The organism is Algibacter sp. L3A6 (assembly GCF_009796825.1).
Classification (GTDB): domain Bacteria; phylum Bacteroidota; class Bacteroidia; order Flavobacteriales; family Flavobacteriaceae; genus Algibacter.
This window is the reverse complement of sequence record NZ_CP047030.1, coordinates 93,764-109,664: the sequence shown is the minus strand read 5'-3', so window position 1 is coordinate 109,664 and position 15,901 is coordinate 93,764. Positions and strand designations below refer to the sequence as shown.

Here is a 15,901-nt window from a genome sequence, read left to right as displayed (position 1 = left end):
ACTAACTATTGCATTATAAAAACTGTTGATAACTTCTATGTAAGGATTCAATCAAAAATTCTACTTTTGTTATACCAATTTCATAGTTAAATTGGTCTTAATCAAAATTTAATAGCAATTATGTCTGATACAATTGAAAAGTTAAAATGCTTAATTATAGGGTCAGGACCTGCAGGTTATACAGCAGCAATTTATGCGGCTAGAGCCAACATGAATCCAGTGTTATATCAAGGAATACAGCCAGGCGGACAATTAACTACAACAAATGAAGTTGAGAATTTTCCAGGTTATCCAGAAGGTGTTACAGGACCTCAAATGATGATGGAATTACAAAAGCAAGCAGAACGTTTTGAAACTGATGTACGCGACGGTTGGATTACTAAAGTTGATTTCTCTGGTGATGTACATAAAGTTTGGGTAAATGATACTAAAGAAATTCACTGTGATACTGTAATTATTTCAACAGGAGCTTCTGCTAAATATTTAGGTATAGAATCTGAACAAAAATATTTAAAATTAGGTGGTGGTGTTTCTGCTTGTGCAGTTTGCGACGGCTTTTTCTATAGAAACCATGAGGTTGTTATTGTAGGAGCAGGAGATTCTGCTTGTGAAGAAGCTCACTATTTATCTAAACTTTGTAAAAAAGTTACCATGTTAGTGCGTAGAGACGAATTTAGAGCGTCTAAAATTATGGCTACTCGTGTTAAAAACACAGAAAATATTGAAATTTTATTCAATACGGAAACAGAAGAAGTTTTAGGTGACGGTCAAGTTGTTACAGGAGTAAGAGTTTCAAATAATAAAACGAAAGAAACTCAAGATATTCCTGCTACAGGATTTTTTGTAGCTATTGGGCATAAACCGAATACAGATATCTTTAAAGGCTTTATTGATATGGACGAAACAGGATACATTAAAAATGTACCAGGTCGTGCTTTAACAAATGTTGAAGGCGTATTTGTTTGTGGAGATGCTGCAGATCACGTATACCGCCAAGCGGTAACAGCTGCAGGTACGGGTTGTATGGCTGCTTTAGATGCAGAGCGTTATTTAGCTGCTAAAGACTCTTCTTTTGAGGTAAGCACTTCAAACTATAACTAAGAGTATTATAACATATTTTTTTAATATAAAGAAAAGACTGCTTGAAAAAGCGGTCTTTTTTTTGTTTAAAAGTGTGGTTAGGGTTTTGTTTTTTAGTTGAAAATTCATTTAAATAATTTTGATTAAAGTGAAATATTTAAAGCAAATTTCGAGTCGATATTATTTTACAATAGGTTTTAAATTTTGTATTTTAATAGATTAAAATAAAGTTTGTAAATAAGGAGAATTACAAAGGTTTTCTAAAGAAAAAATTAGCAATGAGTAAAGTAACCGATAAGGCATTAAAAGAACGTATTAAAGAGCTTACCTGCCTTTACGAGGTGTCGTCGAGCATTAGTAATGCCGATCCCGAACATATTGAAGCTACTTTAGAGGCTATTGCTAAAAGCCTGCAAAAAGCATTTTTATATCCTAAAAAAATAGGCATTCGTATTCTAGTGAATCGTTTAGAAATTCATACCGGAACAGACCCTGAAGATGTGGTTTCAATTCAATCTGAAATCAAAATTTTTAATGTAGTTAAAGGCCATATTGTTTGCTGTTTAAATGCCGATTCTTTTAAGGTAGACGATTTTTTAAATGAAGAACAACTCTTGTTAGATAATGTGGCTTTAAAAGTTGGCGATTTGTTGGAACGTATTGAAATTCAAAACAGTGAAGCCGCTTTAAAAAAACGCATGGAACATGCGGATCGATTAGGAATTCTTGGTGAAATAACAGCAGGAATTGCTCACGAACTCAATACACCATTAGCCAATATTTTAGGCTTTGCCGAATTACTGAAATCTGATTTTGAAGACGATAAAAAGATATCGGGCGATTTAAATAAAATTATTGATAATGCCATTTTTTCTAGAGAGGTTTTAAAGAAATTAATGTTTTTTGCTTGCGAAATGCCTCAAGAAATGAAACGTGTTAATCTCGTGCCTATTATTAAAAGTGCTATCGATTTACTCGATGCTTCTTTTAGAAAAGAACAGGTTAAGTATGTTGTAAAAATTGAAGATGAAACGCTGTGGTTAAAAGCAGACCCTATTCAACTGACTCAAATAATATTCAATTTACTCATGAATGCTATTTACTTCTCGCCAAAAGATGGATTGGTAACTATGGAAGCTCTACAAACAGAAACCGATATTATTCTAAAAATTCTAGATGAAGGCTCTGGCTTTACACCCGAAGCTTTAGAAAAAGTATTTCAACCATTTTTTACCACAAAGCCCATGGAAGATGGTTCTGGTCTTGGGTTAAGCGTGGTGCATGGTATTGTGGCATCTCATAAAGGCATCATAAAAGCAGAAAATAGAACACGTAAAGGTGCTATATTTACAATTACTTTACCAAAAAACTAAGGCATGCTATTACGTAAAGAAAACATATTAATTGTAGACGATGATGTCGATATTCTAGAGCTCTTGCAAAGGCATTTGCAGTCTTGGAATTATCATACCTACAAAGCAGTTTCTGTAAAAGAAGCGGTTACTATTTTGCGCGATACGAAAATAGATTTGTTAATTACAGATTTAAAAATGCCTGAAATTGATGGGGCAGAACTCATCAAATTTGTTTCCGAGCATTATCCTAAATTGCCAAAATTGGTGGTAACGGGCTATCCTTCGGTTCAAGATTCGCTATCGTTTATAAAATCTCGTGTGGTCGATTATTTAACTAAACCATTCACGAGGGAGGAACTTCAAAATGCGGTTAATAAATCGTTGGCCATTTCTAAGGAAAACAATCAAAAAACGATTAAACCTTCCGAAGAAAAAAATAAACCTTACGGTGAAATTATTGGTAATTCTGAAAAAATACAGGATGTTATTCAAATTATTGAACGTATTAAAGATAACAAAGCCACTGTTTTTATAAACGGGGAAAGTGGTACCGGAAAAGAGCTTGTAGCACGTGCGATACATTACCAAGGTAAATTTGCTAGAGCGCCATTTATTGTGGTTAACTGCGGTGCTATACCCGAAAATTTATTGGAAGCCGAACTTTTTGGTTATGTAAAAGGTGCATTTACAGGTGCCGATACAAATAGAGATGGCTTTTTTCAGGCGGCAAATGGTGGTACTATTTTTTTAGATGAAATAGGTAATGCGCCTTTAGCCGTGCAATTGCGCTTATTACGTGTGTTGCAAGAAAAGGAAGTGATTAAAGTTGGTGCACAAAAGCCCGAAAAAATTGATATTCGAATTATAGCGGCAACCAATAGCGATTTGCGCGACATGATCCAGAAGCAAACCTTTCGAGAAGATTTGTTTTACAGATTAACCGTTGTAGAAATACATGTGGCACCACTGCGAGAACGCAAAGAGGATATTCCGGTTTTGGTCGATAAATTTCTGTTTAAATATGGCGTAGAATATAAAGATCGATTTATAAAAATAACACCCGAAGCTTTGGCTATTTTAAACCGCTATAATTGGCCAGGGAATATTAGAGAGTTAGAAAACGTTGTGCAACGTGCTGTAATTATGTGTGATAAAATTATAGATGTAGCGCATTTGCCAGAGCATTTAAAATACACTTTAGAGTTTAGCGATACTAGCTTTGAACCGCTAAAAGTTATCGAAAAAAAATATATAGAAAAAGTATTGCGCGCCACAGGTAACAATAAAACAAAGGCCGCCGAAATTCTTCAAATAGATAGAAAAACCATTCGTCAAAAACTATCAGAATAAAGTCTTTTTACTGAGGTATTTTCTCCCGACTGGGTAATTTTGTACCAGTTTAAAAATATAAGTCTTTTATCGAAATATCACCAAAACCCTTTATTCGTAAAGGGTTTTGGTGTTTCTACACGTTACGTAATTCCAAATGGCACAAACGTTGCCTTTTATGGTTTAGGAATACTAAATGTAATAGAAATGAGTGTCAATCAATTTAATATCTGTCCGAGTTGTGTGCATTGTAAAACATGTGTGTTAACGTCTCAAAAGGATAAAGTTTGGTCTTGTAGCGAGTACGAAGAAGAAGCCTTAGAACCGAGTTTTTCATTAGCAAATCGAATAGATAAAAATAGAAGTAAAAAATCGTTAATGACGCTAGCTTAAGTTGGTATTGTTAGTAATTGATAAAAGCAGAATATCCAAAAAAAGAATTTAAATAGTTTTAATTTTAAAAGTAAGTATCCATGAAAAAGTATGTATTAGCAAGTTTTATAGTTTTAGGAAGTTTAAGCATCAATGCTCAAGATGATGTAAATGCATCGGCAACTTTAAAAGTAGGCGATGTTATTGAAATCGGAAATCCTTCAACAAGTAAATACAAACACATTAAGTTTCCGCGTGCAAATTTCATCATTAAAAGAAATGGCGTTGCAGATTATAAAAGCGCTTTAGGCGAAGAAGTTGTTGTAACAGAAGTAGAAACGCTTAAAGAAGGTGATACTAGAATTAGCGTAAAGCGTAAGGATGGTAGACGTTTTTTTAATACAGTATCCAACGTTTCTATAAGTTTAGAAAAAGCTATAGAGGCTAACGAAATTAAAATATAGTACCTAATCTCATTAAAAATTTAAGGTAATGGTAGAAGTAGCAGAATTAAATAAGAAAGCACATAAGAAACCGTTAAAAGGCATGATGGAGAACGTCATGAATCAGTTTAATCATGCTGCTGATATAATTAATTTACATCCTAATATTCGTAGAATACTGAGCATAACCAATAACGAAATTATTGTGCATTTTCCGGTTAAGATGGATAATGGCGAAGTAGAAATATTTACAGGATATCGCGTACAGCATAATAATGCGTTAGGACCTTATAAAGGTGGTTTGCGCTATCATCCAACAGTTGATATTGATGCCGCAAGAGCGCTGGCGATGTGGATGACGTGGAAAACCTCTTTAGCTGGTTTGCCTTATGGTGGAGGTAAAGGTGGTATTCAAATAGATCCTTCTAAATACTCTACCTCAGAATTAGAGCGTATTACGAGACGTTTCACCTTTGCTTTAGCCGATAATATTGGGCCAGAACACGATATTCCTGCTCCAGATATTAATACGAATAGCCAGACGATGGCATGGATTTCAGATACGTACATGAGTACGCGTCCGCCAGCAGAACGTTCGGCTAATTTACATGTAGTAACAGGTAAGCCCGCAGGAAGCGGTGGCTTGGAAGGCAGAGATCGTGCAACGGGTTACGGTGTGTTTTTAACCATTAAGTTTTGGGCCGACAAAAATAAAATTAACCTAGAAAATAAAAAGTTTATAGTACAAGGTTTTGGTAATGTTGGGTACTGGGCATCTTATTTTTTAGAAAAAGAAGGCGCTGTACTTGTTGCTGTGCAAGATGCGTTTGGTAGCATTGAAAATCAAAAAGGGATTGACGTTGAAAGTCTGTTTAATTATACAAAATCTAACGCAGGGAGTATTGTTGGTTTTCCAATAGCAAATGATACTTCGAATGATACCTTTTTTGGAATAGATTGCGATATTTTAATTCCTGCGGCATTGGGAAATCAAATTACAAAAGATAATGCGCACGATATTAAAGCGACCCTTATTGCCGAAGGTGCAAACGGACCGATAAATGTAGAAGGCGAGCAAATTTTAGTGGAAAATGGCGTAACCATAATACCCGATATTTTATGTAATTCTGGTGGTGTTATAGGAAGTTATTTTGAATGGTTACAAAACCGAAACGGCGAGCTTTGGCAGTTAGATGAGGTGGTTGTAAAACTCGATAAAAAATTAAAAGAATCGTTTAATAAAGTTTATGAATATTCTATAAAAGAATCTATGGATATGCGCACAGCCGCCTACTGTATTGCCATAGAACGCATAGAGAAAGCTTATGTGTTAAGAGGGATATTTCCATAAATAGAATAGATAAAACAGAATAAAAATGAAATACGGAAGCCTAATATTAGAGAAAAAAGAATATGTGTATTTGAAACGTATACTTAACGTGTCTGGTTATGCAGGAGATTTTGAAATTCAAAAATCTTTACAAAAACTAAGTGAAGAGTTAAAGGAAGCTCAAATAGTGGATAATGAAAAAATGCCAAGCGACATTATTCGATTTAATAGTAAGGCGACTTTAATTTTTGAGAATGGCATAGAAAAAACATTGCAATTGGTGATTCCAACCGAAAGGGATGTAAACAAGAATAAAGTTTCAATTTTAGCGCCTATGGGTGCAGCGTTAATTGGTTATGCAGAAGGCGATACTATTATTTGGGATTTTCCGGGAGGAAGGCATCATTTAAAAATAGCCCATGTAAATCAGGAAGAAACCGTTAAAGGTTTGAATCTAGTAATTTAAAAAATCTTTAAAAATGAAAACAGAATATTTAGAAATTTACGACCATGATTCTGATGTTGATATTACACATAAAATCAACACCACAGAACTCGATAATTGGATAAGCCATATTAAATACATTCAAAAAGAATTGGAGAATTTAACGGGCATATATAGTGCAATAAGCCAAACCGTAGAAGAGGATGGGGTTTTAAATAAGCTTTCTAAAAAGCAAGCAGAAAATCAAATCTTGCTAAATGCACTTAATAAGTATGTGCTATTACGCTCTAATTTAATTGAGTGTGATGATATGCAATGCGATATGGTGTACATAACAGAACACGAAAGTTATAGAAGAACTTACCTCTACCATATTGATAAATACAGAAGATTGAAAGATGAGGTATATAGTGTAATACAAGCCAAACTAACTTTGTAAAGGGGGAATAGTACTTAATTTATATAATTTTTTGGACCATATTTTATTACATAGAATAGATAATCAAAGGCGACTTTGCATTCAAAAAGATTTAAAAGAATTAAATCTTTGGCTCTATACACTCGAGCAGTTTAATAACAAATTAGATTGCTTTAGTGTTTTAGAAAAACGGCTTATTAAAAGTCCATCGGTGGAAAATCTAATTAAAGCACTCCGACGAAAAAATGTTTTGGTTATGGCTACTTTTTGTAAGTATAGCCAAGATTTAAAAATTGAATTTGAATATGGTAAAACAGAGTACAATGAAGTAAGATCGAAATTGCACGAAAAAAAGCGAGAACAATACAAACTCCTTTTACAGGAATGTACCGCTTTTGAAACGCATATTTATAAATTGTTAATGCGATATAAACTTAAATAATTAGAAAACATGAAAAAGATTTTAATTCCCACAGATTTCTCTACAAATAGCTATAAAGCTATAGATTACATTACAGAGCTCTTTAAAAATGAAGCCTGTGCGTTTTACTTTCTTAATGTTTATAATTACGGAACAGGAGGTTTAAGCGCTATTGAAATGTTGCAGGCCGATGATGAATGGTTTGAAAAACCTAAAGAAGAATCTTTACAGCACTTGGGAGATTTACTCGATGAATACGCTGTAAATAAAAATAATGAAAAGCACGAATATCATGTTATTTCCGAAGGTTTAAGTCTGGTAAAGGCTATGGAAAAACATATAGAAAGTATCGATGTCGATTTAATTGTGCTAAAAGGCAATGCTAAAATTAGTAAAAACATAAAATCTATTGTTGGAAAAATTAGAACCTGCCCCGTTTTAATTGTTCCGCCGTATGCTTCCAAGAATAAGAAAATTAATTTAGCCATAGCATCAAATTTTACTGAAGAAGTAAGAACAGCAGAAATTGATAGCTTTTTAGAAATCTTTAAAAACACCAATTTTATGATCACCGTGTTAGCTCTTACAAGTGATACGGATATACCAGATGAAACCAGTAGACATATTAAATTACTGTGTAATCATTTAGAAAATCAAACGGATAAAACTGTAGCCTTAGAGTTTACAGCAAAATCTGATAATTTAAAAACTTATGCTATTTCTCATTTAAGTAGCATTATGTGTGTGGTAGACAAGAAACCAGATCTACTTCGAAAAATTGGGTTGTGTAAATCTAGAGTTATTTCAACTTTAGAAAAACTTCATAACAACCCAGTTTTAACTATACATCAGTAGTTTGATGTTAATTTTTTAGTTAAGTTGTTGGTAGAGCCTTTGAGATAATCAGAGGCTTTATCTTTTTCTGAAATTAGTTTAAATGTAAAACTCTGTAGTAGAGTGTATTTCTTTTAAAACAAAATAACTTTCTAGTACACCAATGTTTTCAATTTTAGAAAGTTTAAGCCGAACAAATTCATGATAATCAGTAAGACTTTCAAGATTTATCTTCAGGAAAAAATCAACCTTTCCAGCCATATGGTAACACTCTTGTACTTCTTTTAGAGCTTTAATTTGGCTTTCAAACTTTTCTATAAAACCTTCGTTGTGGTAACGAAGAGAAACCATACATACCGCTGTTACAGCTTTTTTTAAATGTGTTTTGTTAAGTAAGGCAACGTACTTTTTTATGTAGCCTTTGTTTTCTAAACGTCTAATACGCTCGTAAACTGGTGAGGCTGTTAAATTGAGTATTTTGGCAATTTCTTTAGTCGTTTTTTTAGAATCTTTTTGTAAAATTCTTAAAATATGAAGGTCTACGTCGTCTAGTTTTTCCATTTGTGCAGATAATTTTACTGTTTAAAAAGATTAAAAGGAGTTGGTTTAGTTAATAATATGGTGTTGTTTTATTTTGAAAGATAAAAATACTTATTTATTGCTTATATAGCGTTTAGTTAATGGAGTAATTGTTGTTTTTGGTAATTTTGTTCTGTAATACATTGAGTTATGAAACACGAAAGAATTTTAATTACTGGAGCAGGTGGCCAACTTGGTACCGTATTAACAGTTGAATTACAGAAAAAATATGGAGCGGATAATGTGGTCGCTTCAGATTTAAGATTAAATCGAGATTTTACAGGACATTTTGAGGTTTTGGATGCTACCGATTTCGAAGCACTTAAAAGTGTAGTCTTAAAATATAAGATTACTCAAATATTTCATTTAGTGGCTATTTTGTCTGCTAATGGTGAGAAGTTCCCTTTAAATACTTGGGATATTAACATGAAATCTTTATTTAATGTTTTAGAAGTTTCAAGATTACACGGAATCAATAAAGTGTTTTACCCAAGTTCTATTGCCGTTTTTGGTGAAGATGTAGAAAAAGATAATACGCCTCAAAATCCTAATTTAACGCCTTCAACTGTTTACGGTATGAGTAAAGTCGCTGGTGAAAACTGGGCGAATTATTATCATAAAAGATATGGTTTAGATGTCCGTTCTTTAAGGTATCCAGGAGTTATAGGGTATCAATCTATGCCTGGTGGAGGTACAACAGATTATGCTGTAGATATTTATCATAAGGCTGTTAAAAATGAATCTTTCGAGTGTTTTTTAGAAGCTTCAACTCATTTACCAATGATTTTTATAGACGATGCCATTAGAGCAACTATAGAGTTAATGGATGCGCCTGTTGAAGAAATTTCAGTGAGAACATCTTATAATTTATCAGGAATGAGTTTTGCGCCGCAGGAGGTATTCGATGTTATTAAAAAAACAATTCCTAATTTTGAAATAGCTTATAAACCCGATTTTAGACAGGGGATTGCAGACTCATGGCCTAATAGTATTGATGATACTCAGGCTAAAAAAGATTGGGGTTGGCAACCAAAATATAACTTGGAAAACATGACGGAGGTTATGATTGAAAAGTTGAGAATATATTATAATAATAAATTAATAGCATAAAAATAAAGCGATGTACGGAAGCATAAAAGACAAATTACAAGAAGAGTTACAAGCCATTAAAAATGAAGGTTTGTACAAGGAAGAGCGTATTATTACAAGTTCTCAAGATGCTGTTATTAAAGTATCAACAGGCGATGAGGTTATTAATTTTTGTGCGAATAATTATTTAGGATTATCAAACAATAAAGACGTGATTCAGGCGGCTAAAGATACTTTGGATACGCATGGGTTTGGTATGTCTTCAGTGCGTTTTATTTGTGGAACTCAAGATATTCATAAAGAATTGGAAGCTAAAATAGCTGAGTTTTTTCATTGTGAAGATACTATTCTATATGCTGCTGCTTTTGATGCCAATGGAGGTGTTTTCGAACCGCTTTTAAATCATGAAGACGCTATTATTTCCGATTCATTAAATCATGCTTCTATTATCGATGGTGTACGTTTATGTAAGGCTGCAAGATATCGTTATGCTAATAATGATATGAGCGATTTAGAAGCTAAACTTATTGAAGCTAATAAACAAAATCATCGTTTTAAAATTATTGTAACCGATGGTGTATTTTCTATGGATGGCGTAGTTGCAGAATTGGATAAAATTTGTGATTTAGCCGATAAGTATGATGCTTTAGTTATGGTTGATGAATGCCATGCCTCTGGTTTTATTGGTAAAACGGGTCGTGGTACTATTGAGCTTAAAAATGTATTAGGCCGTGTAGATATTATCACAGGTACGCTTGGTAAAGCTTTAGGTGGCGCGATGGGTGGTTTTACAACGGGTAAAAAAGAAATTATCGATATGTTACGCCAACGTTCGCGTCCGTATTTGTTTTCAAACTCTTTAGCTCCAGCTATAGTTGGTGCTTCTTTAAAAGTGTTTGAAATGTTAGAAAAAGATACTTCGCTTCGAGATAAGTTAGAAGAAAATACAAAATATTTTAGGAGTAAAATGGAAGCTGCTGGTTTCGATTTAGTAGGGGCAGATGCAGCAATTGTGCCAGTTATGCTTTATGATGCTAAGCTTTCTCAAGATATGGCAAATCAACTTTTAGATGAAGGGATTTACGTTATTGGTTTCTTCTATCCTGTAGTACCAAAAGATAAAGCTAGAATTAGAGTACAACTATCTGCTGCGCATACTAAAGCGCATATTGATAAAGCCGTTAATGCTTTTATTAAAGTGGGTAAAAACTTAAAGGTTATTAGTTAAGAAGAAAACTTTAAAGAGTTAAATATTTAAGTTGAAATGTCTTCGTTTTAACGCTTCAAAGCGAAGTGGCCTCTTAAATCGAAGGCATTTCCATCTTGAATAATTTGTGCTAAATACCAATAATCATCAGCAGGAAGATGTTGTCCGTTAAAGGTGCCATCCCAACCATCTGAGTCATGAGTTAAGGTTTTTAATAGTTTTCCATATCTATTATAAATATATACTACCGTTCCTGGTAATTGAGCAGCGCCAACAACGTGCCAAGTGTCGTTAAACAAGTCGTTGTTAGGCGTAAAGTACTTCGGGATATCAAATATAAACACAGGACGGGTTTCGTCCATACAGCCATTTAAATCTCTAACAGTTACCAAATGTTCTCCATAAGGAACATTTGTAAAAATATTAGAAGTTTGTGGTTCTCCATCATCTAAGATATAAACATAATCTCCTGTTCCGCCCGACCGAATATTTACTATAATACTGTTTGGATCGGTAAAGTTTGTTGTTGGAGGAGCAATATCTATTATTGCAGCATCAGATAGAACAACCTCAAAATCGGCCGAAGTCGAACAAGAATTCGTTGTAGAATAAGTTCTAGTTACTGTAACACTATAATTTCCTGGGTTTTCTGGTTGAATTGTGATTTCTGGAGTTGTTGCTCCGGTAGACCATAAATAGGTGTCGCCAGCTACACCTGTTTCTGCGCTAACAGTAATAGGCATATCATTACAAATTGGTATTATTTCTTCTAAATCAATAATTGGTAAAGCGTTTACGTAGGTGTTAAACTGGGTAATATCGTAACATGTTGTAGCGGTAGACTCTAATCTAGCATAAATAGTTTCTCCATTTTCAGCGACGTATAGATTACTTAACGGATTTATTTTTTCATCCGCATCGGTAACGTTATTGTAATAAGTAATACTGTGTGTATTTGGGTTTAAACCTCCAAGAATAATGGTGTTGGCATTGGTTAAATCGAACTCTAAAAAACCATCATCGTCGTCATCACATTCTGTTAAGTCTGCAGGAGTACTAGAAGCACGCGGGTTAATGTAAACTCTTAAGTTAAACGAAGTCACAATGTGGCAGGTATTAGCAATATCTGTTACTCTAGCATAAAAGGTTTGATTTAGATTGGTGTAATTATACATTGGGTCTAGCGGATCCGTGTTGTTCTCGGCTTGCATTTCTGTTTCATGGTAAGAAATGGTTACAGCACTAGTATCATCAACTAAGCGAAGGTCTACTTGAGATAAATCATAAGTATCAGTATCATTATCACAAATGGCGATAGTACCAACCGTTAAGGTTTCTGGTGGTAAGTTAACCTCTAATTCTTGTGGTATAACACTAAAACATCCCGTTAGTGTATTGGTTACTTTTATATATACTGTTTGTGCTGGAGAATTGAAAGCGGTTGGGGTTGCAATTTCATTGGTATTATCGAAACCATCATCACTAATATCATCTAGATTTTCAAAGTAATTGATAGCTATGTTAGATTGAATTCTATCGTATATTTCAAAATCAGCATCCTCTAGATTAAAATTTGTAATACCATCATAATCTGCGTCACAACTAATTAACGGACCTGTAACTTGTGATATATCTGGAGCCGAAATAATGTTTAAACTCAACGTTTCAACTACATAACATAAAGAATCATCACTTTCAATACGTACAAATAAAGTTTGTGGGTTTACAACATTGGTGTAACTAGAACCTGCAATAGGGTTTGTATTATCTTGCGCATCTAATTGCGTTGTGTGATAAGAAATATTTAAATCATCGGGAGATCCGTTTGTAATTTCTTGTGTTTTTGTATCTAAGTCAAAAACAGCTATTTCATCATTACTAATATCATCACAAATTAAATATTGCGCTGGCGTATTGTAAATAGGGTCTGGAGCTACTTGTATAGTGAACGAGGTTTCAGCAAAACAGTTAGCGTCCGTAATGTTTTCAACACGTACATATATGGTTTGGCTAGGTGTTGTGTTGTTGTAAATATTGGTCTTGTCGATTGGCATTGTAAGTGCTGCATCTTCAAAATAGTAAACCTCTTTACCTGTTTGGCCATTTAAAATTTCAGTATCTTTTTCCGATAATAAAAAATCTGCGGTTCTATCTCCATCAACTTCACATATTTGATAGTTTGTAATAACAGGAGGATTAGGTAGCGTATTTACAATAATTTGCTGTTCAACTATATTGTAACAACCCGACGTATTAGCGCTACTTTCTACTCTTACATATATGGTTTGCGTATTAGCATTGTAATCTGTAGGTGTAGCTATTGGGTTTATAAAGTTATTAGCATCGTCAACATTGGTGTAATAACTAAATACATTAACGGAAGGATCAGCTACAATTTCGGAATTCTTATCTTCTAAATTAATAATAGAGAATCCATCGTCATCATTATCACATACCACAAAATCTGAAGGAGTTGTAGCGGCAGGAGCTAAAAGAATTTGAATTTCAAAAGGATTAATAGTTGCGCAACCTGTTGCAACATGTTGTATACGCGCATAAATAGTTTCTAAGCTATTGGTGTTAGTATAGAAAGGCGGTAACTGATTGGTGTTATTTTCTGCATCGGTAAGTTCTCCGAAATAAGTAACTTCAAAATCTGGATTACCGTTTAATACTGTACTGTCTAATGAGTGTAAATCAATGCTAACAAAACCATCATCATCAGAATCACAATAGGGAAGTGGTACGGCAGGATTGAATAATAATACTGGATTAATGACAAGTGTAATATCTGATAATTCGGAACATCCGCTATCTGTATCTTCTATCCTAATAAATAACGTCGTTGGGTTTTCTGCTGTATATAAAATAGATTTATCGAGCATGTTTATGTTCGCATCTCGGTCTGATTCATCTTCGAAAAAGTTTACACTAATAGGATTTGGTAACTCGTTAGCAATAAAAGTTTCAACAGAGTTTAAATTAAATTGAAGTAAATCGTCTGGATCTTCATTGGTATCACAAAGAGCAAAAAAACCAGTGTCTGTGCCCGTTAAAAGTAAGTTCGTGTGAACTTCTAAAGGCACAATGGTAGGGCAACCAGTAGAATCGTCCACAATACGTACATAAAGAATACGGAATCCTGGTTCTCCTGCAGCATTGGTGTATTGGTAATTGGTTTCGTTTGCAATTGGGTTAGTACCTGTTTGTGCATCATCTATGCTTTCGTGAAAAGTAGCTGTTACACCTGTTAAGCCTCCAATAATATCGTCTATTGCTTGTGTTAAATCGAAATTAGCTGATCCATCTTGATCGCTATCACAGGCATCCAAATATTGGGTATCTCGATTAACAATAGGGCTAATAGTAATCTCTATATCGAGTTGAGTTTGGCTTATACAACCAATTGCAGGGTTAAGTATTCTAACATAAACACGCTCGTTTGGCGTATTCAGGTTTTGGTATGGTGTTGGTATTGGGTTAGCGCCTGTATTGGCATCAGCTTGGCTATAGTGATAAGTTACTATAAGCATACTGTCTCCAGCACTAATTTCGGAGTCTTTTTGAGTTAAATCTATTATGGCATAACCATCAGGTAAATTATCGGTGTCACAAATTTCTAATACAGAAGGAGTGTTTATAACTGGTAACGGATTAACAATTAAGTCGAAATTAGTATATGCGAAACAACCAGAATCTGAATCTTCAATACGAACAAAAATATTTTGAGGGTTAGATGCCGCATTGGGTATTGGTGTTAATATTCTGTTTACGTTTGTACGTGCTTCTGTTTCGTTGTAGTGATACGAAAAGGTGTAGTTTGTAAACGGAATATTGGCAACTAACTCGGCGGTTTTTGTAGATAAATCGAAAATTTCAATTTCATCACCACTGGTGTCATCACATAATTGATAATCTGTAATTGGTGTAATTTGTTCTTCGGTATTTAGTACCACAACAACTTCATCTTTTTCTATACAAGTATTTCCATTTAATGAAACGCTTACTTCAATTCTATACGTTCCACTTTCAATAGCTGTGTATGTTGGAGTAATAGCTCCTATAATTTCAACGTTATCTTTAAACCATTTGTAAGATGCAAAGCTGTTATTGATATCTCCATCTAAAAGCGCAGAACTTTCGCAGCTGGTAATATCTTCACCTAAATCTAATATTTTAAAACTATCACCTTCTATAAAAACAGCAGAATCGTAAGTTCCATCAGTTTGATCTGCAATAACTAGCTTTACGTGATAAGATACATAAGGCGTAATGGTTGTGGCCGCTGTTAATACGGTAGTTCTACCAATGTAGTTGGTGTCTCCAATATTATATCCTGCAAAATATTGCTCGTTTTCGGCAGCACATGCAGGTAATAAGTTAGGATGAACTGTTCTAGTATTTACCGGTGTTGTTGTGCCTGGGAGAAGAGCTATGTTTTGATAAGGTGCAGTGCTTCCTGTTTCTTTTATAAGAAATACGAAACCATCGGAAACTTGACAAGGATTAATACCATCGTAATCTTCGGAAGCAAATAAATAATTAAATTGAAATTGTCCTGAAATTGAAACAATATCGAACTCTATTGAAGTTGCATTTAAGGTATTGGTTGTACCAAGAGCGGTTTCTAAATCGGGATCTGTTCCCCAAACGGAAGATCCTTCGCTTAATGTAGGCGTAATAAGGGAATTTCCTCCAGAATTTGCAGCTCCTGTAGAAAGCATGATACCACTTGCAAAAGGAAAATTAGAACTCGCACGTTCAAAATAACCATAACTATTAAAACCATGTGGTGTTCCATTTATGGCCGATTCAACATTAGAAATATCTACACAACCATCTACAAGGTTATCTTCAACTAAAGATTGTACAGGTACACTACTATCTACCGATATTTTTTGTGCATTAGTAAATTGGCTACAACATAAGAGAGCAATTAAGAGTGAATAGAAAAATCTCATGGTTCGTAGGCTATTATCAGTGTTTGAATTGTCGCTAT

Annotated in this window: 14 protein-coding genes; 12 read left to right on the top strand and 2 right to left on the bottom strand. The window is 34.0% G+C overall.

Annotated features, from left to right (window positions below; translation table 11 throughout):
• Nucleotides 1-120 precede the first annotated feature (120 nt).
• From trxB to GQR98_RS00370, 10 genes are all read left to right on the top strand, one after another.
• Complete coding sequence (gene trxB, locus GQR98_RS00415) at nucleotides 121-1,101, top strand: thioredoxin-disulfide reductase (RefSeq protein ID WP_074939123.1); 981 nt, start codon at nucleotides 121-123, stop codon at nucleotides 1,099-1,101.
• 257 nt (nucleotides 1,102-1,358) lie between these two features.
• On the top strand, nucleotides 1,359-2,453 hold the full coding sequence (locus GQR98_RS00410) for a sensor histidine kinase (RefSeq protein WP_159017767.1): 1,095 nt from the start codon (nucleotides 1,359-1,361) through the stop codon (nucleotides 2,451-2,453).
• Nucleotides 2,454-2,456: 3 nt separating this feature from the next.
• Nucleotides 2,457-3,785, top strand: coding sequence for a sigma-54-dependent transcriptional regulator (locus tag GQR98_RS00405; RefSeq protein WP_159017766.1), 1,329 nt, complete (start codon nucleotides 2,457-2,459; stop codon nucleotides 3,783-3,785).
• Nucleotides 3,786-3,824: 39 nt separating this feature from the next.
• Nucleotides 3,825-4,157 (top strand): hypothetical protein, encoded by a 333-nt coding sequence (locus GQR98_RS00400; RefSeq protein WP_159017765.1) that lies wholly within the window; start codon nucleotides 3,825-3,827, stop codon nucleotides 4,155-4,157.
• An 80-nt stretch (nucleotides 4,158-4,237) separates the two neighbouring features.
• Nucleotides 4,238-4,600 carry a hypothetical protein gene (locus GQR98_RS00395; RefSeq protein WP_074939135.1) on the top strand — a complete coding sequence of 121 codons (363 nt, stop codon included), beginning with the start codon at nucleotides 4,238-4,240 and terminating at the stop codon, nucleotides 4,598-4,600.
• A gap of 28 nt (nucleotides 4,601-4,628) precedes the next feature.
• Nucleotides 4,629-5,930, top strand: a complete 1,302-nt coding sequence (locus GQR98_RS00390; protein ID WP_159017764.1) for a Glu/Leu/Phe/Val family dehydrogenase — start codon at nucleotides 4,629-4,631, stop codon at nucleotides 5,928-5,930.
• A 25-nt stretch (nucleotides 5,931-5,955) separates the two neighbouring features.
• Complete coding sequence (locus GQR98_RS00385; protein ID WP_042502962.1) at nucleotides 5,956-6,375, top strand: GreA/GreB family elongation factor; 420 nt, start codon at nucleotides 5,956-5,958, stop codon at nucleotides 6,373-6,375.
• 13 nt (nucleotides 6,376-6,388) lie between these two features.
• On the top strand, nucleotides 6,389-6,793 hold the full coding sequence (locus GQR98_RS00380; protein WP_159017763.1) for a hypothetical protein: 405 nt from the start codon (nucleotides 6,389-6,391) through the stop codon (nucleotides 6,791-6,793).
• Nucleotides 6,794-7,028: 235 nt separating this feature from the next.
• Nucleotides 7,029-7,214, top strand: a complete 186-nt coding sequence (locus GQR98_RS00375) for a hypothetical protein (RefSeq protein ID WP_159017762.1) — start codon at nucleotides 7,029-7,031, stop codon at nucleotides 7,212-7,214.
• A 9-nt stretch (nucleotides 7,215-7,223) separates the two neighbouring features.
• Entirely contained in the window at nucleotides 7,224-8,048 is an 825-nt protein-coding gene (locus GQR98_RS00370) for a universal stress protein (protein WP_159017761.1), read from the top strand.
• 78 nt (nucleotides 8,049-8,126) lie between these two features.
• On the opposite strand, the gene GQR98_RS00365 is transcribed toward GQR98_RS00370, so the two are convergent.
• Nucleotides 8,127-8,588, bottom strand: coding sequence for an Lrp/AsnC family transcriptional regulator (locus GQR98_RS00365; RefSeq protein WP_159017760.1), 462 nt, complete (start codon nucleotides 8,586-8,588; stop codon nucleotides 8,127-8,129).
• A 168-nt stretch (nucleotides 8,589-8,756) separates the two neighbouring features.
• On the opposite strand from GQR98_RS00365, the gene GQR98_RS00360 reads away from it, so the two are divergent.
• Nucleotides 8,757-9,716 (top strand): NAD-dependent epimerase/dehydratase family protein, encoded by a 960-nt coding sequence (locus GQR98_RS00360; protein WP_159017759.1) that lies wholly within the window; start codon nucleotides 8,757-8,759, stop codon nucleotides 9,714-9,716.
• Between the two features lie 10 nt (nucleotides 9,717-9,726).
• Nucleotides 9,727-10,923: a glycine C-acetyltransferase gene (gene kbl / locus GQR98_RS00355; protein ID WP_159017758.1), complete on the top strand. Its 1,197-nt coding sequence runs from the start codon at nucleotides 9,727-9,729 to the stop codon at nucleotides 10,921-10,923.
• A 47-nt stretch (nucleotides 10,924-10,970) separates the two neighbouring features.
• Here kbl and GQR98_RS00350 read toward each other — a convergent pair whose 3' ends face one another.
• A complete protein-coding gene (locus GQR98_RS00350; protein WP_159017757.1) occupies nucleotides 10,971-15,863 on the bottom strand; it encodes a T9SS type B sorting domain-containing protein in 4,893 nt (1,630 codons plus the stop codon).
• Between the last annotated feature and the right edge of the window lie 38 nt (nucleotides 15,864-15,901).